Genomic DNA, 23,589 nt, shown 5'->3' with positions numbered 1-23,589 from the left:
CTGGCTTAAATCCCAAAAGCGGATTCTCAAATTGTATTGTTAATTTGGTTTACGTTTGGATGAAGATTTCAGTTAATTACGAATCAGATTACAACTGGGAAATATTAATGTCAGCATAAAAATTAATTACTATGTCAGAAGCCGTTGATAAAAAGCAATATTTGGAGTTGCTGGCTAAACAGTATCCTACTATCAGGTCCGCTTCCACCGAGATTATAAATCTTAGTGCTATATTGGAGCTACCAAAGGGAACCGAACACTTTATTTCAGATATCCACGGAGAGTATGAATCATTTCTGCATGTACTTCGAAATGGATCGGGTTCAATAAAACGTCGAATAGATGAGCTCTTTAAAGATACCCTTGATACCCGAAAAAGAAAGAATCTTGCAACGCTGATCTATTATCCCGAAAAAAAGTTACCGTATATACTGAAAGACGTTCAAGAGCCAGACGAGTGGTATAGAGAAACACTTTTTAAGCTTATCAAGTTGTGCAGGGTCTTTTCATCAAAATATACGCGAAGCAAAGTGAGGAAAACCCTCCCGGAAGATTTTAGCTACATAATTGAGGAGCTGCTGCACGAACAGGAAAGTATCGTAAATCGACAGGAATATTACAGTAGTATTATTAGTACTATTATTGATACTCAGAGAGCTGATGCCTTCATCATTGCAATGGCCCGCCTAATACAGCGGTTGACGATTGCCCGGCTGCATGTCATTGGGGATGTATACGACCGGGGTCCCGGCGCGCATATTATTATGGATAGACTAGTAGAACATCATTCAGTCGATTTTCAGTGGGGTAATCACGATATCGTCTGGATGGGGGCGGCTGCCGGAAGCAAAGCCTGTATTGCAAATGTGATACGCGTTTCTCTGCGTTATGCCAATATGGAAACCCTTGAGAATGGATATGGAATCAGCATTCTTCCCCTGATGTCCCTTGCCGTAAATGTGTATGGTGATGATCCATGCGAGCAGTTTCGACCGAAACAGGCGTTAGAGGGATATACCGAAAATGAACAGCTTTTGATGGCCCGGATGCAAAAGGCGATCTCAATAATCCAGCTGAAACTGGAAGGGCAAATTGTACAACGCAGGCCTCAATACCAGATGAATGACCGCCTCCTGCTGGACAAAATTGACTATGAGGAAGGGACAGTTGGGATCGGTGATAAAACCTATCCACTGCTTGACACTCATTTCCCAACCATTGATCCGGAAAATCCGTATGAGTTATCTAATCTGGAAAAGGCTGTAATGGAGAAGCTCAGAATCTCGTTTGAAAACAGTGAGCGGTTGCAGGAGCATGTACGCTTTCTATTTGCAAAAGGAAGCATGTACAGAGTACAAAATAGTAACCTATTATACCATGGCTGTATCCCGATGACGCACAACGGGAAACTGTGTCATTTTATACTGGACGGTGTAAATCACACGCCCAAAAAATTTATGGACCGGCTGGAACGTCTGGCAAGACAGGGCTACTTTGCGAAAGATGATATTGATAAGAAACAGTATGGTAAAGATACTATGTGGTACCTGTGGTGCGGAGCCCAGTCTCCCCTTTTTGGGAAGAACAAAATGGCCACCTTCGAACGGTACTTTATTGATGATCCCGAAACCCATAAGGAGGAGATGAACCACTATTATGATTTTCGCACAGAAGAGGATGTAGCTGAGGCCATTTTGTCAGAGTTTGGGGTCGACCCAGATACCGGACACATCATCAACGGGCATGTGCCGGTAAAGGTAAAGAAGGGAGAAAGCCCGGTAAAAGCGGGAGGTAAGCTTATTGTTATAGACGGAGGGTTTGCTAAAGCTTACCAGGAAAAAACAGGCATTGCTGGCTATACGCTTATTTACAACTCCTATGGGTTGGTGTTAGCCGCACACCAACCCTTTGAATCTACACAGAAAGCGATTGAAGAGGAGCAGGATATCCATTCAGAAACAAAAATCCTGGAGGAGAATAAAGAACGGATCCGCGTTTGCGATACCGACAACGGTCGCAAGACACAAAAGCGAATTGATGATCTTAAAGAGCTGCTGCAGGCATACCGGTCGGGATTAATAAATGAAGCGTAACAATGATTATGCTTCCCTGGGTGTTGGCCTGAGAATCTGTCTTAAGTGTTAGCAACAGGTAGTTGCTAAATTTTACTCTTCCGCTTCCAGAAATCGGATTGGAATACTTACTTCAGTTTGATCCCACTGCATAACCAGACTGGTGGAGTCGTCAATAACGTCTGTAAAGCGAATGGTAAAAGGTTCAGTGGAGGTTTCCTTTTCAATAGCTGGGACTTCAATACGAAACACATCATATTCGGACTGGTACTCAAAAGCGCCCCATTGGCCCAGCTCACTGTTCAGAATGATGGTCCACGGTTCATCTTTCCTGGGAATAGTAAATAGTGCATACGTGCCGGCTTTGAGTTCTTCGCCGCCAAAAGATATATCTTTTGTGGATGTCAGTTCTGTGGCTTCATTAGCTCCCGTTCTCCAGATCTCATTATAGGGTACGAGCTGACCAAAAATATCGCGTCCTCTTTTATAGGGTTGTCCATAAACTATTTTCACATAGGTATCGGATGGTTGATGCAACGCTTTGGCAATAGCTATTGGGCTTTTACGTCGGATAGGCTCGGTTTCTTCCTGTTGCTGTTGGCTGCAGCTTCCCAGAATTAATAGCATCAACAGGGGAATAAAAAGTTTATCAATGGATAATGGCATAAGATTGCGGATAAATATTGACCTTTAATTAGTTGGCTGATAGAGATTAACAGTGGGGTAAGATATGTTTAAAAACTATCGATAAAAAATTGGTGGTTTTTGCGAGTGGGCTCATAGCCGTATCCCGCACCGATATCAAAAGACAAGTTCGAAATTCTAAACTGCATTCGGAGCTGTAATCCAAACACTGACCGTGACCGTTCATACCAGTTAGTAGAGGCCGGACTGGTTACAGAGTTAGAAAAAGCGACCAAATACAGGTTTTTTAAGTAAAACGGTAACAGAAAGCCCCCATTATCTGCAAAGGCCAGCGGGATGGTATAACGAGTGCTAAGACTCAATAAATTGTTGGCCGTGGGTAGTACCTTCTCAGAAAACCCATCGGAAACAAGGGATTGATTATTAAAAATGAGTCCCGATTGTGTTAACCCCTGAAGACCAACTCTAAACGATTGGTTCCAGCGTCGGAGTGGAGAGAAATAGCTGAACATTCCCGCTCTGAGTGCGGTAGACTGGGGCTGTGTTAATTGTATCTCTCCATTATTTACAGCAAAGCTGAGCTCTCTGTCACTTAAATAATGTTCAATTTCAGAGAAAAGAGTTATCCCGGTATTCGGTTGAACATCACGAATATTCTGCTGGAGGCGAATGTTAAACTGACTATACAAATTAGCAACAGCCAGATCTGAAAAGTCTGAGGATGGGAGCTCTTCCCTTGTATCGAAAAAGCGAATTTGGGAGTACCGTATTTCCGGTTCTATATATACAGAAGAGGAATAAATATTGTTATTCAGCCGAACATTTAGCGGGATACTGAGAGACAAAGCTCTGTTTTGGCGGAGCAATGTAAACAAGCCGCGGTCTTCCTGTTCAAATGCAAGGTAGTCAGGCTCGCTGTAAAGCTTTGCCTTGAAGCCCGGGAAAAAACTCTTGTTTTGATAAGTAATTTCATACCAGCTACGATCTTTGAAATAAGTAAATTCAGCTGAATAGCTTTGATCGGCAAGCAGGCTGTTGCTGTGAAGTGCAAATCCGGCCTGATAGTTGTTACTGTTGCCCACTTCCTTAAAGGATGGCAGAATTGTTCTTGGTTTCAGCCAACGTCCGCCAGTAGTATAAGTGTCTGTTTCCCAGTGTTTTGACTGGGCATAAACAGAATCCGAAACTACGGGTGATGTTGTAACTGTAGTTGTTGTCTCAGAAGTCTGCCACTTGTCCGGCTCAATGGTTTTATTTAAAAAGTCGGATTGGTTGAGTATAGCCGGCAAACGTTCATTCTTGTGTTGGCGGATAAATGCAATACGTTGGCCATCGGGACTATAGCTTCCTTCAAAAGCATTGAAGGGAGTATTAGTCATCTCCCTGATGGTGTTTTCATCAAGATTAAATTCATAGAGCTGCTGGATACCTGTAAAATCACTACTAAAAAGCAGTTTATTTTCATCCGGATGCCATTCAGGATCAAAAACGGAGCCATTTTTAAACGAAACATCCGGCGTGCCGTGCAATTCCTGTGATAGTTGGCTGCGTCGGGCAATCCAGAGTGCTTGGTTCCCATCTTTATTGGCAATTATAGCTATTTGATGTTGATGGCTCTTGGGATGTGCAGTTACTGCAGTAATCTCATAATCGCGGCGTGAGAATACTTCTGAAATTGAATCTGCAGTAACGGAAGTTATAGCCGAGGAGGCCGGGCGAGTTTGCAGGGCCCACAGTTCATCATCTTTCACATAGGTTGGAGCATATACTCGTCCGCCTTTGGTAATCTGTTTCCGGGTATTCGTTGAAAAATCAAATTCGAGCAGCTCTGCCTTTGTGGTATTGTCATAAATGGGATCTGCTTGGTAGTAGCCGAAAATCATTTTTGACCGGTCCCCGGATAAGTCATAGCGGTAGTCGCCAACTGAATTGGTAGTTAGAATCCGTTTTATTTCTTCGGAGTCCAGATCATAGCGATAAAATCCGGGACGAGCGTTATAGAACGACCCGTAAAAAACGAGCGTGGAATCAGACAACCACTTGGGACGGCGTATCTCTCGCCCCTTAAAGGGAATGGATAATGTTTGATAGGAAGAGCTTGGGCCCCTTAAGGTTTTCTGCTTGTCTTTTACCAGCTGATCGTACAGTTGGCCAGGCCATTTCCCGGTCGTATGGCGCAGTGCTGCACCATATCCCAGAAAGGGATAGTTCATATAGAAGGAGAGTGTTTCCCTAGATATATTCTCTCCAAAGTTTTGATGAAGCCAGTTTGTAAAAGCATACCCCCCGATATAATGGCGATTGAATGGCCGGGTATCGGATGATCTCTGCAGCATTTGTCCCATTGACCAGCGTCGATTACTCTTAAAAGTGGCTTTAAATTGATTAGTAAATAACGGGAAATTGCCACGTCCTCCTTGTGCAGATACACTTTTTGTTTCGTGGTATACGGCAAGGCCTTCATTGATTCCGGAAGGAATAGCCCCGTGGAAAGAGCGGGCAACATCGGGTGAAAACAGGCTGATAAATTGAGGTAAGTTATTGCTGCCCAGATTGCTGTACTGCAAGGCGTGGACCAGTTCGTGAGGGACTACATTTTCGAGCCAGCCACCTGTTTGGGGATTAAGGGACTTCCCTTTAATAGGCGGAAATTCTATCTCAGATCTGAAATGGTGAGAAGTGACAAAGCCGTTTGAGCGATCGTTGTAATCGTTGAGGATAACCGGAAAGTCATTGAGCTCTCCCCCAACTAATTTTTGGACACTTCCATATTGTTCTTCCAGAATTTGGCCCGTTCTCAAAGCTATAGAATCATTGCCTGTGGCGTAAACAATCTTAAAGTGAGGAGTTCTTAACTGCTCCAATTGCTGTGGTGGACGGTATTGAGTGGTATAGAATTGGGCCTGGGCATAAGTACATATTCCACAAAATAATAACAGCAGAACTAAAAAATTACGCATGTACTGTTCAGATTTTCACGATCGGATTGACGGCAATCTAAGGAATATTGACTGAAGTTTTTACTAAAAAATTAACTCTTGAAATTATTGCCACTTTTCCGTTGCTAGAGGCCGGCTGAGTTTTGAAGCCCTCCGATTAGGGTTTATGTAGCACCCAAAGAGATTACCTTTCTAATTTTATCAAGTAGTAATCTGTTTGCAAAAGGGGCGCCACGAAACAATTCAAAAAATATTTCATTAACGGTTAGCGAGGCTGTTGAGTTTTTTAAAAGCAAAATTGGGTGCAATCCGTGAAAGAAGATAGAGTAATTTAACCTTGCCTACCCGGATTTCCTCTTTTCCTTTTTTAAGTCCTGTCAGCATACCCTGGACTGCCTCTTCTGTTGAAATAGCAATTGCGGGCGGATTTCCTTTATGCCAGGGAGTATCGACCGCCGGAAAAAGGACTTCGATAACGTCGATTGGGGAAGAATTCAGTTGTGATCTCAGTACCTGGGTAAATGAATGCAGGGCTGCTTTGGTGGCATTATAAAATGGGTAAGTTGCTCTGGGTACATACACCAATCCCGTAGTAATATTGATGATTCTCGCCCTTTTATTCTTTTGCAAGATGGGAATAAAAAGTTTAGAGAGTCGAATCGGGCCCATCAGTTTTGTTTGCACTTCAGTATTCGCTTTTTCGAGGATATAGTCATCTTCAAAAAAATGATCAGTATGGACGATGGCTGCATTGTTAATAAGAATGTTGCAATCGGGATGTTCATTATGGATCCAACTAGCCAGTTTATTACATTCATCCGCTCTTGATATGTCGCACTGCAAATAGTGAATGTCAGGAAGGAGCCGTTTTGCTTTCTCCAGCTTGTCTATTGATCTTCCGCAGATCAATACTCGGTTATCCTGCTTTGTGAGTTGCTTAGCGAGTTCAAATCCTATACCAGAGCTTCCGCCGGTAATGAGTACCGTATTGTTTTGGAGTGTCATAATAATCCTTATATGATTGATTTTGACACAAACTAAGTACCGAAAAACCGGATCGCATTGATCTATGTTAACGGATCAGTTTTTTTCGGATACGACTGAGTGATTCCGGAGCAATGCCCAGATAGGAAGCTATAATATGCTGTTTGACTCTTGATTCCAGGTCGGGATAGCGCTTTAGAAAAGTCTGATACCGCTGTTCCGCATCCAGCAATAAAAATTCGCGCTCCCGGGTTACTTTTGCCAAGTATCCCTTTTGGAGGAGCGCTACTAAAAATTCATTCCAGCAGGGACTTTCCAAAAACAGCTGTTGAAATCGGTCATAAGGGACTACTTCAACGATTGACTCTTCCAGGGCTTGAATGGTATAATGGGATGGACTGTTTTCAAGAATAGCATCGTAGGAGCTTATTACCATACCTTTGTTGAAAAATCCTTTGGTAAATTCTGATCCCTGTTCGGAAGTGTAAAAGTACCGGAACAGCCCTTTTGTTACAAAGCCAATCGTCCGCGGAGATTGACCAGCGCGAATAAAATTCTCTCCAGCCTCAATATGTTTTATAGAGATCAGGTCAATAAACTTTTCTTCCTGTTCTTCGGGGAGTGTAGTTATGGCTTTAATTAAATCTACAAAGTGACGGATGCTAAGGGTTCGATTTTTATGATCTAAAATGTTCATTTTTTAAGCTGTTATTTCTGATTAACTCCTAATTGATATACTTGGTCCACCCACTTTTCTCTCTGTTTTTGGTCTGATGATTTTATGCTCCCTATATAATTTACTGATACTGGATTTACACCACAAAATTGTAAGATACTTTTCTTTAGTGACTTAACGCTGGGACTCCCATAATAAAACCGATAATACCAAGCAGGTTGATCAATAGTAGTAATAATACGAGCTGTTTTACCCTTTAATAACTTTTCCCACCAAATGGAGTCTTCTTTATAACGAAACGCAAAACCAGGTAAAAAAAGACGGTCGATAAACCCTTTTAAGATCGCAGGGAATCCGCCCCACCAAACAGGATGAATCCATACCAAATGATTGGCCGCAGCTATTTTTTCCTTTGCTTCGAGCAAATCCGGTTCCAGTGGCATCTTTTTTTTGTAGCCATATTCCAGGTTAGGGTTAAAATCTAAATCAGCAATGATAATTTCGTTAACCTGCGAGTTCGATTGCAGGGCTCCCTTTTTATAAGCCTCAACTAATGCAGAATTAAAACTATTTTTATTGGGATGTCCGTTGATAATAAGAATCTCTTTCATATTTTTGCCTCAGGTATTAATAGGATTTATTGTTGCAGGCAAAGATAGGCGCCGGTACTTTTTTTCTATAAGACAAATGTCTAGAAAGTGACTTTCTGTCTGATTCTACTCAGATGTCGGGGCGTTATTCCCAAATATGAAGCAAGGTATTGCAAAGGGATTTGTTGGATATATCTTGGATGAGTTTCCATGAGATCAATATATCTTTGTTTTGCATCTTTTTTTTGATAAGAGAATACCCTTTTTTCTAAATTTAGATATTCCTGTTCGGCAAAATGTTTTTGGAGCTTTATCCAGTTAGGACTGCCATGGGTTAACTGGTCCACAAGATCACGTTTTTGAAAAACGAGCAGCTCAGTATCTGTAATAGCTTGTATATTTTCAGGAGTGGGTTTTCCAGTAATTAAAGAGGAATAAGCAGTCATAAAGTTATTTTGGAATGTAATACAATAAGTTATCTCCTCGGCGTCTTCATTGGTGTAGTAGGAACGCAGTATTCCCTCATTGATAAAAGCTATTTCATTACAAACACTATTTTCCCGGATAAAGTATTCTCCTTTATCGAGAGTTCTGGCCGTAGAAAAGTTATGGAGTTGCTCTATTTCTTTCTCCGTTAAAATGTTGAGTGATTTTAAAAAGTCATGCATGTATCAGGAGATAGTTTGTATTTAAACAAAGCTAATTTCTCTATTTAGAATTTGCAAAAAGTGATTGGCTAAATGAATATAGAGTATGGAAGAAGGAAAAAAATGTCCCTCTATTCTAGATTACCCTAAATAGCCGGGAAGATAGCTATAGATAGCCCAGAAGTGCGAAAATGTACCGGCCAATACAAACAGGTGCCAGATTTCGTGATGACCAAACCATTCCGGGATGGGATTTGGTTTTTGAATACCGTAAATAATGGCGCCAAGGGTGTATGCAAGTCCACCAATGGCGATCCATATTAGAAAGGCCAGTGGGAGTTTTGCAATAAGCGTGGGGAAAGTGATGACGGCCAGCCATCCCATGCCCAAATAAAAAGAGGTGGATAGCCATCGGGGGGCTTCCATCCATAGAAATTTCTTGATAATGCCAATGATAGCCAGTCCCCATACCGTTGCAAAGAGCCCCCATTTCCAGCTACCCTCAAGTACCAGCAGGCAGATGGGCGTATAGGTCCCGGCAATGAGCACGTAGATCATGATGTGATCCAGCTTCTGGAAAACCTTCAGTGTTTTCTCTTTTACGGGGAGGGCGTGAAAAAGCGTGCTGGAGGTATAGAGGAGGACCATACTAAGCCCAAACATTGAGAAAGCAATGATATGGCTTACTGAACCGCGGCTTATCGCCTCATGGAGTAACAGGATAAGTCCGATAATAGCCGCAACGGCACCAAGGCCGTGAGTCAGGCTGTTAACCGGTTCCCGGATATAGCGTTTTATTTTTTCAATGTTGTATGTCATATATCAAAGATACGAAATAATTCCGTGCTAAAGAATATAGCCAATGTAGGTTTATCTTTTCGTTCTGTGACAAATACATGAGCTGATTTATCAACAAGGCACGTATAACAAAGTGAGCAATAATATTATCAAGTAGAAAAAAAGGTTTATGGATGTAACAATGAATCAATTTGGAATTAGAAGAGTATTAAACTCATTTTTTACAATTCTATTTTTGTGTGCATTGCTGGTCGGCTGTAAGGATTCGGCTACCGGAAGTGAGGAGCTTAACAAAAGTACGAAAACCTATGATCTGGTTTTAGCAACAGATGGATCCACGCTCGGAAAGGTAACTACGGAACGGATAACCAAAGAAGATGATGCCTATATTGATGAGGGCTTTTTTGTTACGCTTAGCATAGATGTATCGGATTTTAAAGCACCTTACGAAATATATGTGAATAACGAAGATGGTTATTGCGGGACATGGGATGTACAGTCAGGCGAAAAAGCAGAAATGCCCTGTGACTACGACCATTTTATGGCAAATACTGAGGAGCTTAGAGTAGTTTCAGAAGATGGGGATGGGGTTGAAGCCTATGCAAGTCCCTAAATAGATCAAATAGACAAAGCCCTTCCATCTGATGGGGAGGGCTTTTAAAATATAGATATTTAATTATGCTATTATTGTTGCTGTCCTCCTTTCTTCTTTACTACTTGGTCTACCACATGAACGGTACCATTCGAAGCAGAATTATCAGATTTTTCAACACTTACATCCAGCATTGATTCAACTTTATCGGAGGGAAGGTCTCCCTGGTAGAGATGACCTTGAACAAGTCCTTGAACTTTTTGGGGGTTTTGCTTCAACTCATCCACATTGGTTCCGGATGCTTCCAAGGCCTCGTTACTGGGGGCTATGACGGTATATGGCCCCTGCTCTTGTAGTACATTGGCAAAACCAGACTCGCTGAGTAGGTCAGCAAAATCAGATGCCGCCTCGGTACCTTCCACGACTTCTACCACGGTATCTCCCTGGGTGCCCTGATCCTGGGCATTTAGTGCCTGGGGGTTAAGGGTTATCGCGAAAGCTAAAATTAACGACGTTGTGGTGATTAATTTTAGTAGTTTTTTCATAAAATAGTTCGTTTAATTCAAATTAAACTTATGTTTCTAACCTTGTAACATTCTTTTTATCCTTTTAGGAACCCATTTGTTCAGTAAAAAAATTAAAAAACTTCTTATGGTTATTTTACATAACCAGCTATTTTGGAATTTTTTAGTAGGTGCTAGTTTTGTATCGTTATCGTATTAATGCTTATTTCAGAAGCTCTAATTAAATTGATACTATGAAATTTGGACGCGTAGATAATCCCGGGACAATAGACTTTTCCCTTCCAAAAGACCATCCCGACACTACCAACCTATTGTCTGATTCTAAAAATGATGAAAACCTGAACGTTTATGTAGGATGTGCAAAGTGGAATAAAAAAGACCTCAAAAATTTCTATCCGAAAGGAGTAGGCGACGAACTCACATACTACGCCAAACAGTTTAATTCGGTTGAGCTGAATGCTACATTCTATAATACTTTTGGCGAGGATCAAATATCACAATGGTATGAAAAGGTCCCGGAAGGATTTAAGTTCTTTCCAAAAGTCAATCGCTATATCAGTCATCTCAAGTGGCTAAATGATATCGAGGAGGCAACCGATAACTTTTATGATAGTATTGTACACTTTAAAGAAAAACTGGGAACGACTTTTCTGCAGCTTCGTGGAAAGTTTCAACCTAAGTTTTTCGACCGGGTAGCTAATTTTGTTGAATATTGGCCGGAAGGAGTGCCTCTGGCTATAGAATTCCGCCATACCGATTGGTTTAATGATCCCGAAGTTGCGGAAGAACTCTATGAGCTGTTGGAAGAGAATAATGTTGCCAATATAATTACGGATACCGCGGCGCGCCGTGACTTGTTGCATATGCGACTTACGAATAACGAAGCGTTTGTTCGGTATGTGGGCGCAAATCATCCTACGGACGTCAGTCGGCTGGATGATTGGGCAGATCGCCTAAAAAAGTGGAATGATGAAGGATTACAGAAGATTCACTTTTTTGTACATCAGAATAAAGAGCGAAAATCTCCACAGCTGGCGGCGCATTTTATCAAGCAGTTAAACAGTGTTCTTCAGACGGATTTGAATATTCCGGAAATGCCAGAAGGTATGCAGAAAGACTTGTTCTAAACCTTGGAAGGGAATAAATCTTTGGATTATTAATAACCTATATATATCCTATTAAAAAATCTTGTTAACCAAATAGTGGCCAGATATGTCTGATAACATTTCCAGAAAGCAGTTTCTCAAGCAAGCCGGATCCGCCTTAGCAGTTGCTTCCATAGGATTCCCTTCCATTATTATTCCAAACAAAAAAGATAAGCTTGGCGTAGCGCTGGTAGGATTGGGCAGTTACAGTACTGGCCGGCTGGCCCCTGGCCTACAGCAAACGGAACACTGCGAGTTACGCGGAATTGTTACCGGATCACCTTCCAAAATTCCTACATGGCAAAAGAAATACGATATCCCCGATGCCAATGTCTATAATTATGAAACCATGCATGAAGTTGCCAATAACGACGACATTGATATAATATATGTGGTTGTTCCAACCGGACTGCATGCTAAGTATTCTATCATCGGGGCAGAGGCTGGTAAGCACGTCTGGTGTGAAAAACCGATGGCCATGAATGTGCAAGAGTGCCAGTCGATTATCGACGCCGCCAATAAGAATGGTGTTTCTCTTTCTATTGGCTACCGGATGCAGCATGAACCGAATACAAAGACAATCATAGAGTGGGGTAAAGAAGAGAAATATGGAGCTATAACCGGAGTACAGACCGGAGCTGGATACAGCGGAAGTCACCCAGAAGGAAACTGGCGACGGGATGCTGAGCTCGGAGGCGGAGCTTTGTACGATATGGGAGTATATCCCATTAATGGAGCCCGGTATTCAACCGGTACGATGGAACCCATTGCTGTTCGGGGTAGACAATGGTCCGAGCGTAAGGAAATGTATGATGAAGTCGATGAGTTTACAGAATTTGAACTGGAATTCCCGGGAGGAGTTATTGCAGACGGAGAAACAAGTTTCGGAAAATCTATGAACTATCTGGAAGTAAATTGTACGGACGGCTGGTATAAGTTGGAACCGTTTCAATCGTATAGCGGCGTGCAAGGCGTTACAAGTGATGGCAAAGAATTGCCGCCAGACCCGAATCACCAGCAGGCCCGGCAAATGGATAATGAAGCGCTTGCTATAAAAGAAGGCCGGGATCCTATTGTACCGGGATCAGAAGGCTTAAAGGACATCAGGATTGTGCAGGCTATTATGGAATCTTCTGAAAAAGATCGAGCCTGGATAGATCTGTAAGGTGTACTATTTATATCTACTTTTATCTTTTGTAGGAAGAATATCGGGGATCTTTACCCTTCTTAAAATAACCATATATTTAATCATCCACCGGCAATCCACTGGGAACGGAATCAGGAATAACGCTTGATAAATTTTGGGCTTCGGGAGTTGTCAGAGAGTTTAAAAACGCTGTAATTTCGTTTACTTCTTTCTCTGTAAGCCGAGTGGGAGTGATAAGGGCAGGGTCAAGAGTTTCCAATAGCTTCGATTTAATATCGTCACTCCCAAGGTAAGTTTCCTGAATATCAGGTGCTAATTGAGTAACATCATAATTGGTTAGCGCATGCTCGGGATCCAAATGATGTTTTATAGCATCCTTAAGGTTGGTGTATGCTCCATTATGCATCCATGGACCCGTTATAGCAACGTTTCGGAGCGGAGGTGTTCGAAACTTAAACTGATCGATTTCCTGATTTGTTACATGATATCTTCCCAGGTCTAAAGGAGCCGCCTCTCCTTTGCCAGGACCTATTTGGGGTACCGCAATATTATGATGTTCCTGATCACTCAAAAGAGGCCCATTATGACACTGAGCACATTTAGCCTTTCCAAAAAATAAGAGACCTCCCCTTTTAGCTTTTCGGCTGAGTGCTTCTTGGTTGCCCTCAAGGTATTGATCCCACGGACTGTCAGTGAAAGTCAATGCCGAAATCTGGAAGGCAGCAAGTGCATTAGCTGCATGAACAAAACTCAGTTCTTCTTCAGGGACATTCGGATAGGCTTCCTTAAACAGTTGTACATATTCGGGAATTTCCATTAGTCGCAGCATCAGGCGGCGCCATACTTCCGGAGAGTTATCATCTTCTACCATGGCTATCTCATTGGGTTCACCAAAAACATCTTCACTTCCTTGCTCTCCAAGCATTTCACCCCGATCGATTACCGGCGTTAGCGCTTGTACGGCCAGCATGTTATCTAACCCTTCCGGCAAATCGTCTCCCAACGGGGAAATAAACCCTGATTTCGTTTTGGCAATTCGACTATCAGATAAAATAGCATGATATTCCGGAAGTCCCCGATTAATGACAATAGTTGCATTGCGGGGATTTCGCGCATTTGCATCCGCCATAATGCGATCAGGCCCTTCTCCCTGCCCGTCTACTCCTATAGATAAGGATTGACCATCCGTTGTTTGATGCTTTAGGTTGTGGCAGGTGGCGCAGGAAACATCTTTGGTTCCGCTTAGTAATTTGTCATGATAGAGCATGCGCCCCAGCTCTGCCTTGGCCTCTGGTGGTTCTTTTATCGATTGTAAATTGTCAGTTCCCATCTGGCCAGCAAGTTTCTGTAAACGGCTGTCAAGGCCGTTACTTGATGATTCTCCATCATCATCAATATTAGTAATATCTGTACAGCCAGAAACCAGAGCTATAAGTAATAATAGCAGTCCATACCTAACTTTATTAAACATGAGGTATCCCAACAGTATTTTAGTCAAATAGGTAAAACCGTCTTAATTTCTTTTATACTCCTTTAATACTTCCAGGTTCCATTAGGCTCAATAATTTGTATTCATATTATAGAACTCTGTGGAAGTAGGGAGTGGCAAGGATACTATTTCTCAATCTTTTTGGGTAAATGTTGGAGTTTATCCGGATTTAACACCACAAAAATGTTCTGAATGATGCCGTTTTTGATATGAAAGGACCATACATTGAAAAGTTTATCGTCGAGATAGATCATCATACCCGGCTCTCTGTTGATACCTCTGAAAATGATATCTACTGTTTGTCCTTCTTCTTTATGTTTCTGTATGCCAACCATGAACCGGGCAATTTTATTAGCTCCGTATATCGGCTTACGCGCTGCTGTTACCTTGCCGCCTCCGTCAGAATACAGGATGGCCTCCTCTGCCAACATGCTCTCAATTTCTGATATATTTCCCTTTTGTACTGCTTCTATAAAAGCCGTTACCAGTTCGTGCTGTTTTGGGTTAGATTTTTCGAGGGTGGGCCTGTTTGCTTTTACCTGATCACGTGAACGCTGGGCAATTTTTCTGCAATGTGATTCTGTTTTATCAATTACTTCAGCGATGGAGGCATAATCGTAATCAAAAACTTCCCGGAGCAGAAACACCGCTCGCTGAACCGGGCTGAGTTGTTCCAACGTAAAGAGCAGAGCCATGGAGAGCGATTCTGAAAGTTCAATCTGGTTTTGGGGGTTTTCCTCTTCTGATGATACCAAAGGCTCTGGCAGGTTGGGACCGATATATTGTTCCCTTCGGTTTTGGGCAGATTTTAACTCATCCAGACATAAATTACTTACGATCCTGGACAGATAGGCCCTGTGCGAGTGGATTTGATCCGGATCCTGTTTTTGCCAGCGTAAAAAGGCCTCCTGCACCGCATCTTTGGCCGGTGCAATGCGCCCCAACATACTGTACGCCAATCTGAAAAGTTCAGGTCGATATTGCTCGAATAGCTCGGCGGGATTCTCCATATCCAAAAATAATGAATTTACTGAGATAGTGTGTTTTAGTTCCCGTTCATAAGCTCACATAATTCGTCAGAGCCTATATTCATGGGAGCATTCATCAAGTTATAAAAATTTTCAATGGCATTGAGGAGGGTAATTTGGACAATACTCCGCTCGTTGAAATACTCTTGAAGTCGTTCAAAGGTGGCATCAGCAACGTGCTTGTTGCGGGTGACCTCGTCGATATAGGATAGCATGGCCTTTTCGGCTTTGCTAAACCGGTCGCTTTCTTCAAACCGGAGCAGGTCATCAAAAACTTCGGGATTCATATCCTCTTTTTGGGCGTTTGCTTTTCCGATATCCACACAAAAGGCACAACCGTTGAGCGTGGCAATATATACCTTGATTAAATGTTTGAGTTTGGGTTCAAGCGTACATTTCTGTTCTGTTTGCATTATCTTCCGGGAAAGTCCGAGCCCTTCGGGAAACCGGGCATAGTGTACTTTTAGCGGGGTAAGCACCTTGCCGATCATTCGTTCGGTGTACCAATACGCCAGCTTTAATTTTAAGGATTGGGGATTTTCAATCGGAGTTAGCCGAGGTTCGGATTTGGCTTGTATAGTTTGTTCTTTTGTCATAGTCATTGTAGATGCCTTTGTTTGTTAATAGAAGACTTCTATCCTTAAGACGAGACAGCACCCAGGAATGTGACAAAGATCTTTATTTTATTTTTTTTACTCTGCTTGGTAATATTACTATTATCTACTTCGTTTCGGTTTTTTCCGTGTGTTTTAGATTATTGGCCTCATCTTACTAATCCTAAAAAGAGAGAAGATTTAGTTGTATTTGGCCCTCATATAATCTACCGATTCTTTAATGAGTTTTTTAAGTATGTCGAGATCAACCTGTTCTAACCTTTTGATATAGAGACAGGATTTTCCTGTTTTATACTTGCCCAATCGACTCATCAGATCATCATAGTTATCGAATCCAGCCATAATATATAGGCTGAGGTTCTTTTTCCGCGGAGAGAACCCAGTAAGAAACCAGTCGCCCTCACGGCCACTCTCATATTGGTAATGATACTGTCCAAAACCGATAATAGATGATCCCCACATTTTGGGTTCTTCACCAGTGATACTTTTCATTATACCTAATATCTTAAAACTGTCTTTCCGTTTCTGCCTGTCATCAATCGCATTGAGGAACTCTTTGACATCATTCTCTGTGGGTTGTGTTTTCAGGGTCGCCATGATGCTGTGGTAAGTTGTATTTGCAGTCAGGTTATGTTAAAGCTATACCTTCATTCTGTTATTATAACTTTAAATATTTCCCAGCTAAGAAGCTACTGCATATACAACATTTAGATGAGGATGGATTAGAGGAATCGTTACTCATTGCAGCCTTAACACGAAACATCTGCTATGAGGATGAAGGGTCGTTCATGGTACCCATGAAAAGTATCGTTTCTGATTCCACTTCCCGAATGACGTAGAAGAAGGGTCGGTCGAAGTTTATTTGTACCGATTGTGGTCCCACACTGGTAAGATTCATTCCAACCGAGGTAGCAGCAGCTGCTTCGGTCCCTTCCTCATTTACCCTGACAAAGGTTTTATGGCGGGTATCGCTGATATGGAGATCATTATGGGCGGGGTTAATCCGGCTGAAGTCTGATTTTGCCGGGTTGAAAGCATCGACAATGCCCATTTCCTGCAGCACCTTTTTGAAGTTTTCAATCTCATATTCTGTTTCAAACTTGGGCATATCCAGTGTGAGGGTTACGTTATTAAATCCTTCAGTGAGCTCCTGCCACTTATTCCAATTCAGATCGTTTACCCAGTTTTCAAGCCCCACATCTTTATCGGGTAAGACCAAGGTCATGGAAAATCCGGCATCGCCATAGTACAGATTGACCGCCTCATAATCTTCCCCCTTCCGGTAGTGCATGTCTTCCTGTTCTTCCTGGTGCATCATATCGGTCTCGATGGTACTTCCATCCGCAAGATGAAAAGGTTTGGTTTGGGTATTTTCAGGATCAAACGGCACCGTCCAGTCACCATCGAAGTAAATGGCATTAATAAGATACATGACCGTAAGCGGATCAATAGGTCCCTGTAATATTTCATCAATCAGGCCTTCGGTTTTATCGTCTACCCAGCTGTTTATCCGATCAACTGTTGCAGGATCATCAAAGTCCGCGGCTTCAATGACGGCATCATAATAGTCCTGATTTGTTACCAGAAAGTCTTCTTCAATAGAGAAGGAATCGCGGTACCAGATAGAGTTGGCGATATTGAACTGCACGTTATCATCAAACTGGCTGAGCAGCTCTAAAAGTTCGCGTGCCGACTCGTTAATTTCTTCGCGGCTCATTCCCTCCATGCCAAAGGTCTCCTGCATCTGTGTATAGGTTTCTCCCTCGGCCCCGTTCATGGTCATCCCGTAGGCCATCAGGATACTCAACGGAGATACAAAGTGATTTTGATCCGGGGCGTCATCGACCAGTTGATGCATTAGGGCAAAGCCGAAATGGCCGGAACCATCAACCAGCTCTGCTTCCTGCTCAGAAAGCTGGCGCGGCAGTTCCCTCCGTTCAAATTCTTCCGGGCCATCCTGGCCGGTACTTAAAGAACTGCATCCGATAAAGAGTATACTTATAACAAGAGAAGCTAATAACAAATAGTTGGGTTTCGTGTTCTTCATATCGTCAGGCAATAATATTAAAAACTGTTTCTGTCTTTTATTTTTGCAGTTACCTTTACATACACAAGAAATGTTGTTTGTAACTACTTTAGGATATAAAATTTAGAGAGGCCTTTATTGACGCTCAGCCAACAGGCAGGCATCGGTAATTTCGACCGGATTGCCATCGGCTGCTTCTTTCTCATAAACATTTTTCTGCTCGTAAATTATGTTAAAGTCATATTGGGATAGCAGGATATTAAGTTCTTCCGGCTCATAATGAATGAAGTTCTGCTTAGTGAATTCCAGGTGTTCAACGGAGTTCCGGGGGCGGTATCCCAAGAGGAGTTTACCACTAGGCTTAAGCACGCGGGCAATTTCATTAAGGTAGGGCTTGGGAGGATCCCAGAAGTAAATAATATTGAGTCCAACCACTAAGTCAAACGACTGATCGGGAACTGGCATATCGGCGGCGTCGGCACAATGAATGGTAAGCCTGTTATTTGCAATAAGATCGGGATGAAAGCTGCGGGCTGCCTCACACATCTCTTCAGAGAAGTCCACGCCGGTAATGGTAACATCCGGATTCATTTCAAAATAATGAGACAGGTGCCTGCCATTTCCGAACCCAATTTCTAACACCTGCCGGAGTCCTTCCGTCTCCAACATTTTCCATCCCAATTCATATAATTTCTGGTTGGACTCATTCAGTTTGTTTGCCACTTTGCTTCCGGTTTTACCGGTAGGCTTTTTTAGTTGGCGGGAGAGCTCAACGGGATCAAGGTTTTCCATGGACTAATTGAAGGAAGTTTATTGATGAATAAATCTGGCTTTCATTATAATAATTTTTAACTCATGCCACCAGTACCTAAGAGGATATAGTTACTATATTTATGCCCATTTACAGTTCCCCAGAGCACTTCTTTTTTAATAAAATAAAGAAATTGAATTTCGTTATAATCATTTTAGATTAAGAAGACGGATAAGAGGCAACAGATTACGCTGATTTTATTAAATATTCTCCTGCGGATTAGCAGTTACTAAAACACTACCAACGAAGAAATTACTTGTAATGCAGAATATATCACTTCTTACTCAGCTATTGGGACTAACCTTAATCCTGGTATTTGTATCCTGTGCTTCTGCCCAAAAGCAGGGAAAGCCAATACAGGCCCTGTTGCTTACCGGCGGAGGCTGGCACGATTATGAAACGCAGAAAAAACTGTTAACGGAGGGGATTAATGAACAGCTGGCGGATAGTGTTGATTGGACCGTTATACACGAAGGAGATGGAGAACCTGATCACCTGCTTTCGATATTGCAACAGGAAAACTGGGCTGAAGGCTACGATGTGGTTGTGCACAATACTGGCTTTGGCCGGGTGGAAGACGCTGATTTTGTAAAGCAATTTGTAGAGCATCACAAAGGGACTCCTGCCGTGCTTATCCATGCCACGATTCACAGCTATCGTTATTCGGAGCCAGCCGATCCCTGGTTTGAGTTCATGGGCTTTCAGTCCATGCGGCACGAAGACCAGCGAGAGTTCGACGTCAAAAACATTGCCCCGGATCACCCGATTATGGAAGGATTCCCGGATACATTCCGCACTCCAATGGATGAAGTGTATGTTGTTGAAAAAATATGGGGCGATATAACGCCGTTGGCCCGGGCCTATGGTAAAGAAACCGAAGAGTATCACACGGCAACATGGACTCACGAGATTGAAGACACACGGGTGTTTGCAACTACCCTTGGTCACAACAATGAGATGTTTGAGGAAGAAGTCTTTTTAAGAAAGGTGGCCAATGGACTTTTATGGGCTATCGATGAGCTTTAATTAAGAATATTATTTAAAATGAAGACAAAATAGATATGAAATTATCAATAATTACACCAACAGTTGTACTTCTTATAGGATTACTGGTTCTTACCGCGGATGCCCAGCAATCATCAGGAGGCTGGGAACTGATTGAAGGGGAAGAGCTCCCCACGCACCGGCACGAAAATGCCTACGCCACTGTGGATAACAAGTTATACCTGCTTGGTGGACGCGGTGAACGGCCGGTGGAGGCCTACGATCCTGCAACAGTAGAGTGGGAAACCAAAGCCACACCCCCTCTTTCGATGCACCATTTTCAGGCGGTGTCGCTGGATGGAAAAATTTATGTAATCGGGGCTTTTAACGGTGGATATCCATATGAGGATCCGATCCCTAATGTCTATATCTATGATCCATCGGCGGATGAATGGACCAAGGGTCCCGAGATTCCCGAAGACCGGCGGCGGGGTGCGGCCGCAGCTGTGGCTCATGAGGGCAAGATCTATATAGCAGGCGGCATCCAAAACGGTCATGCTGACGGACATGTGCGGTGGCTGGATGAGTTTGATCCAGAAACAGGCGAATGGAACAGGCTGGCCAATGCCCCGCGCAACCGCGATCACTTCCAGGCAGCGATAATTGACGGGAAACTTTACGCAGCAGGGGGGCGGCGTAGCTCTCAGGCAACCGGCGAAACTTTTGAGCTGACGATTCCAGAGGTGGATGTGTATGACTTTGACACGGGTAAGTGGACGCCCCTCCCTCCTTCCGGCGATCTGCCGACCGAACGTGCAGGTACAACATCCATTGCCGTCGGAAAATATGTAGTGGTTTTAGGTGGGGAAAGTGCAGCCCAGACCGAGGCCCATGCCGAGGTGGAAGCTCTGAATACAGAAACCGGGGAATGGGATGCCCTCGATTCGCTGAATGTAGGTCGCCACGGCACGCAGGCTGTATTGCATAAGGATAAGATTTATATTACGGCGGGCTCCAAAGTGCGCGGTGCTGACGAGATCAACTCCCAGGAAATCTATACCATTCCGGATTCATTGATAGGTGAATAAGTAATGAAATGTCTACTTCTTCCAATCCTGAAGGCCGGAGCAATAAGACTCAACAAGCTTTAGAATTTCGATATCTCATAAAAAAGCCGCAAGCCAATATTAGAAATGACTTGCGGCTAAATGATATTAAAAGCGCTTTACTCTTTAGTCGGTTACAGACTCAGGTTCCGGCCAAAGAAAATGGCATTCAAAAAGAGGCGGCTGGTCGTATGCCAGTAGCTGCGGAAGTTGGGATCATCGGCAAAAAGAATGACTTTTCCGCTGCCCTCCTCTTTGGCAACAAGTGGCGAAGTTCCGCGGACTTTATCCAGGTTTTCGTCACTGATGTGTCCCCCCACAAAAGGCTCGTCGGTATATTTAGCGACGGTTGCATAGGGATTGTCACTCTGCTTTAAAAACAGGCTGCTGTTCTTGATAAACAACTGACTTCGGTCCGGTACTCCAAAGGCAAGCGGATTGGAGGTATCAATATCGGCCTCTAAAATGGTGCCGGGAATAGTACTGGCTCTCCAGCGATCGCTCTGCTCTTCGTAGTCGTAGCGAGGAGGCGTGCCCGTGGTATCTTCGGGAAAGGTTTGCAGCAGATCTTCACTGACCAGCTTTTGATTGATAGCCCATTCCGAAGCGTCTTCATCCGTAATGAGAACGCCGCCGGCATGCACCCAGTTTTTTAGATTTTCTACCGCCTGCTCGTCCCAGTCGCTGTAGTTCCCGTCAACGAGTATAATGGTATTATAACGTTGCAAATCGGTTTGCGGGAACTGCGGCTTTCGGATTTTGGTCGCTTCTATTCCCGCGTGTTTGTTTAACAGGAACCAGGCTTCACCCACCTCATAACTGCTTACACCGGGTCCAATGACAAGGGCCACTTCTGGCTTTTCAACTGGTTCGATGTTATTGCTCCCCAGATCAATTCCGGAAGGTGTCATGCCGGTATCCACCGCATAGAAGGTAACGTCGTGTGCTTCTGCCGTCTCGCTCAGCTTTTGATGCAGCTCGGATGGGGACAAGTCCTGCTCGCGTACGGAAACAACTATAGTGCCGTAGCCGAATTCCTCTTCTCCTGAAGCCACGTTTGCGGTGAAGGGTTTATGAGCCACGCGACTGGTAATATTATTACTTAACAATTCGTATAAAGCAGGTGAAGCATTGTAATCCGACCATTTGAGCAGGTAGGCGTATTCAGATTGTCCGCCTTTAACCGTTCCGCTCCGCTCGGGAAGCTCAGCAACCTGTTGGCCCTGGTAATTTTGGAAGTTGTCAGATTCTACTTCGTTATATTGGATGCCATATCCCTGTACTACTGACCAGCCGGTAATATCATAGAATACGCTGTCCGGGAAAGAAGTATTGGGCTCAAAAAGATCGTGGATAACTCGGTAGTGAATCTGATCAGTAGGCACCACATAGCTGCTGCCGGCTTCAAAACGCTTGTCGTTTCGTTCAACCGTCTGGTCCACTTCATAGACCTCAAGACGATGCTTGAGCAGCAGATCCAGAAACTTATGAGTGAGCGAGGGATCTTCTGCATCACCGAAGATGTAAGCGTTCACTGGTTGGGAGTTAGCTACATCCAGTGCTGAGGCAAAGTAATCTTTCTGATACTCAAAGAATTGTTCCTTTTCGGAAACAGCGCCGCGTACTGTGGCAATGCCTGTATGCAGGTGCTTGCGGATAGTCGATCGGAACGTAATTTCGCCGGCATTGCTCTCCTGAACAAGTCCACGGGAACTGCCGACCTCAAAAGTCACACCTACGCCGCCCTGTATATCGGGATAGGTAGAACCGTAGATAGGAGAAATGTTATCGAATACTTCTTTGGTCCAGTATAGTGCGCCTAAATTATCCAGCGCATCGATATGATATTCGGCCAGCAGGGGATTCATTTCCTCGTAGTGGTATTCCGGGATAATCGGGTTCCAGGTACGTACCGGTTGGGTAGGCTCCAGGTAGTAGGTGCTATTGGTACCCATCTCGTGGAAGTCGATCTGTACATTGGGATACCACTGGTGGTAAAAGTCAATGCGGTTGGCACTCTCCTTCTGGGTGATAGCAAACCAGTCGCGGTTCAAGTCGTGCAGAAAGTGGTTTGTGCGTCCCTCTGGCCAGGGCTGGTTGTGTTCAGCATCGGCTGGATCGGCTACCGGTGGAAAGGATTTATAGCTATTATGGTAATGAGCGGCGCGATCACGGCCATCAGGATTCTGGGCCGGATCGATATGAATGACTCCTTCTTCCAAAAACTCCTGTGTTTCATCGCTTTCATTGGCAATCAGGTAATAGGCCGTAAGAAGGGCCGCTTCGCCGCTGGAAGTTTCATCGCCGTGCACGCTGTAGTTGAGCGCAACCACGGATTTTCCTTCTTCGGGGCTCAGGGTTGGTGCATCGGGATCCAACAGGGTGAGGTGATCCTGCCGGATCTGCTCGAGGTTTTGATGGTTGGTGGCAGAAGTGATCGTTAGTATGACTTGTGACCGTTTTTCGTAGGTTTCCCCGATCACCTGGAACGTCGCCTTATCCGATAATTCTGCCAATTCCTGAAAATAGGCAACGATACGGTCATGGCGCGTATAGTGCGTGCCGATATCGTATCCCAGGAAGTCCTGCGGAGAGGGAATGGATTCATCAAATTCAGCTTGGTTCGCATCCGGAAAGTAGTAGTCCGTTTGTGCGGCCGACAGAATTGGTAGCGCAAGCACCGCCAACGCGGCCAGGAGCACAGTTTTAAATGGTGTTTTATGATTCCGTAAGTACATTATGAGTAGATTTTTTGTTATGAATTGGTCTATT

General features: G+C 43.6%; 21 protein-coding genes. 6 read left to right on the top strand and 15 right to left on the bottom strand.

The window, feature by feature from the left end; translation table 11 throughout:
* Positions 1 to 131: 131 nt before the first annotated feature.
* On the top strand, positions 132 to 2,093 hold the full coding sequence (locus ABEB05_RS13410; RefSeq protein ID WP_265790894.1) for a fructose-1,6-bisphosphatase: 1,962 nt from the start codon (positions 132 to 134) through the stop codon (positions 2,091 to 2,093).
* A gap of 72 nt (positions 2,094 to 2,165) precedes the next feature.
* On the opposite strand, the gene ABEB05_RS13405 is transcribed toward ABEB05_RS13410, so the two are convergent.
* From ABEB05_RS13405 to trhA, 7 genes are all read right to left on the bottom strand, one after another.
* Complete coding sequence (locus tag ABEB05_RS13405; protein WP_265790893.1) at positions 2,166 to 2,738, bottom strand: DUF2911 domain-containing protein; 573 nt, start codon at positions 2,736 to 2,738, stop codon at positions 2,166 to 2,168.
* Between the two features lie 68 nt (positions 2,739 to 2,806).
* The gene (locus ABEB05_RS13400; protein ID WP_265790892.1) at positions 2,807 to 5,677 is read right to left on the bottom strand and encodes a TolB family protein; all 2,871 of its coding nucleotides are present in this window, start codon (positions 5,675 to 5,677) and stop codon (positions 2,807 to 2,809) included.
* A 237-nt stretch (positions 5,678 to 5,914) separates the two neighbouring features.
* Positions 5,915 to 6,661, bottom strand: coding sequence for an SDR family oxidoreductase (locus ABEB05_RS13395; RefSeq protein ID WP_265790891.1), 747 nt, complete (start codon positions 6,659 to 6,661; stop codon positions 5,915 to 5,917).
* A 67-nt stretch (positions 6,662 to 6,728) separates the two neighbouring features.
* The gene (locus ABEB05_RS13390; protein WP_265790890.1) at positions 6,729 to 7,337 is read right to left on the bottom strand and encodes a Crp/Fnr family transcriptional regulator; all 609 of its coding nucleotides are present in this window, start codon (positions 7,335 to 7,337) and stop codon (positions 6,729 to 6,731) included.
* Between the two features lie 11 nt (positions 7,338 to 7,348).
* Positions 7,349 to 7,927: an NAD(P)H-dependent oxidoreductase gene (locus tag ABEB05_RS13385; protein ID WP_265790889.1), complete on the bottom strand. Its 579-nt coding sequence runs from the start codon at positions 7,925 to 7,927 to the stop codon at positions 7,349 to 7,351.
* Positions 7,928 to 8,007: 80 nt separating this feature from the next.
* Entirely contained in the window at positions 8,008 to 8,574 is a 567-nt protein-coding gene (locus tag ABEB05_RS13380; RefSeq protein ID WP_265790888.1) for a Crp/Fnr family transcriptional regulator, read from the bottom strand.
* Positions 8,575 to 8,694: 120 nt separating this feature from the next.
* Positions 8,695 to 9,372 (bottom strand): PAQR family membrane homeostasis protein TrhA, encoded by a 678-nt coding sequence (trhA, locus tag ABEB05_RS13375; protein ID WP_265790887.1) that lies wholly within the window; start codon positions 9,370 to 9,372, stop codon positions 8,695 to 8,697.
* A gap of 148 nt (positions 9,373 to 9,520) precedes the next feature.
* Between trhA and ABEB05_RS13370 the strand changes: the two genes are divergently transcribed.
* Positions 9,521 to 9,964 (top strand): hypothetical protein, encoded by a 444-nt coding sequence (locus ABEB05_RS13370; RefSeq protein WP_265790886.1) that lies wholly within the window; start codon positions 9,521 to 9,523, stop codon positions 9,962 to 9,964.
* Positions 9,965 to 10,035: 71 nt separating this feature from the next.
* On the opposite strand, the gene ABEB05_RS13365 is transcribed toward ABEB05_RS13370, so the two are convergent.
* Entirely contained in the window at positions 10,036 to 10,488 is a 453-nt protein-coding gene (locus tag ABEB05_RS13365; protein ID WP_265790885.1) for a fasciclin domain-containing protein, read from the bottom strand.
* A gap of 212 nt (positions 10,489 to 10,700) precedes the next feature.
* Between ABEB05_RS13365 and ABEB05_RS13360 the strand changes: the two genes are divergently transcribed.
* Both ABEB05_RS13360 and ABEB05_RS13355 read left to right on the top strand, forming a co-directional pair.
* Positions 10,701 to 11,594 carry a DUF72 domain-containing protein gene (locus tag ABEB05_RS13360; RefSeq protein ID WP_265790884.1) on the top strand — a complete coding sequence of 298 codons (894 nt, stop codon included), beginning with the start codon at positions 10,701 to 10,703 and terminating at the stop codon, positions 11,592 to 11,594.
* An 85-nt stretch (positions 11,595 to 11,679) separates the two neighbouring features.
* The gene (locus ABEB05_RS13355) at positions 11,680 to 12,777 is read left to right on the top strand and encodes a Gfo/Idh/MocA family protein (RefSeq protein ID WP_265790883.1); all 1,098 of its coding nucleotides are present in this window, start codon (positions 11,680 to 11,682) and stop codon (positions 12,775 to 12,777) included.
* 79 nt (positions 12,778 to 12,856) lie between these two features.
* Here the strand turns inward: ABEB05_RS13355 and ABEB05_RS13350 are convergent, their stop codons facing one another.
* From ABEB05_RS13350 to ABEB05_RS13325, 6 genes are all read right to left on the bottom strand, one after another.
* Positions 12,857 to 14,230, bottom strand: coding sequence for a cytochrome-c peroxidase (locus ABEB05_RS13350; RefSeq protein ID WP_265790882.1), 1,374 nt, complete (start codon positions 14,228 to 14,230; stop codon positions 12,857 to 12,859).
* A 143-nt stretch (positions 14,231 to 14,373) separates the two neighbouring features.
* A complete protein-coding gene (locus ABEB05_RS13345) occupies positions 14,374 to 15,258 on the bottom strand; it encodes an RNA polymerase sigma-70 factor (protein ID WP_265790881.1) in 885 nt (294 codons plus the stop codon).
* Between the two features lie 35 nt (positions 15,259 to 15,293).
* On the bottom strand, positions 15,294 to 15,872 hold the full coding sequence (locus tag ABEB05_RS13340) for a carboxymuconolactone decarboxylase family protein (protein WP_345694294.1): 579 nt from the start codon (positions 15,870 to 15,872) through the stop codon (positions 15,294 to 15,296).
* 198 nt (positions 15,873 to 16,070) lie between these two features.
* On the bottom strand, positions 16,071 to 16,487 hold the full coding sequence (locus ABEB05_RS13335) for a DUF1801 domain-containing protein (protein WP_265790879.1): 417 nt from the start codon (positions 16,485 to 16,487) through the stop codon (positions 16,071 to 16,073).
* 169 nt (positions 16,488 to 16,656) lie between these two features.
* Complete coding sequence (locus ABEB05_RS13330) at positions 16,657 to 17,937, bottom strand: serpin family protein (RefSeq protein ID WP_265790878.1); 1,281 nt, start codon at positions 17,935 to 17,937, stop codon at positions 16,657 to 16,659.
* A gap of 114 nt (positions 17,938 to 18,051) precedes the next feature.
* On the bottom strand, positions 18,052 to 18,708 hold the full coding sequence (locus ABEB05_RS13325) for a class I SAM-dependent methyltransferase (RefSeq protein WP_265790876.1): 657 nt from the start codon (positions 18,706 to 18,708) through the stop codon (positions 18,052 to 18,054).
* Between the two features lie 280 nt (positions 18,709 to 18,988).
* On the opposite strand from ABEB05_RS13325, the gene ABEB05_RS13320 reads away from it, so the two are divergent.
* Together ABEB05_RS13320 and ABEB05_RS13315 are read left to right on the top strand one after the other, a co-directional pair.
* The gene (locus tag ABEB05_RS13320) at positions 18,989 to 19,753 is read left to right on the top strand and encodes a ThuA domain-containing protein (protein ID WP_265790875.1); all 765 of its coding nucleotides are present in this window, start codon (positions 18,989 to 18,991) and stop codon (positions 19,751 to 19,753) included.
* A 35-nt stretch (positions 19,754 to 19,788) separates the two neighbouring features.
* Positions 19,789 to 20,799: a Kelch repeat-containing protein gene (locus ABEB05_RS13315; protein WP_265790874.1), complete on the top strand. Its 1,011-nt coding sequence runs from the start codon at positions 19,789 to 19,791 to the stop codon at positions 20,797 to 20,799.
* A gap of 152 nt (positions 20,800 to 20,951) precedes the next feature.
* Here the strand turns inward: ABEB05_RS13315 and ABEB05_RS13310 are convergent, their stop codons facing one another.
* Positions 20,952 to 23,555: a M14 family zinc carboxypeptidase gene (locus ABEB05_RS13310; RefSeq protein ID WP_265790873.1), complete on the bottom strand. Its 2,604-nt coding sequence runs from the start codon at positions 23,553 to 23,555 to the stop codon at positions 20,952 to 20,954.
* Positions 23,556 to 23,589: the final 34 nt, after the last annotated feature.

The sequence above is a fragment of the Fodinibius salicampi genome (genome assembly GCF_039545095.1).
Taxonomy (GTDB): domain Bacteria; phylum Bacteroidota; class Rhodothermia; order Balneolales; family Balneolaceae; genus Fodinibius; species Fodinibius salicampi.
Note: the sequence above shows the minus strand (reverse complement) of the source record. Positions and strands in the feature narration are given on the sequence as shown.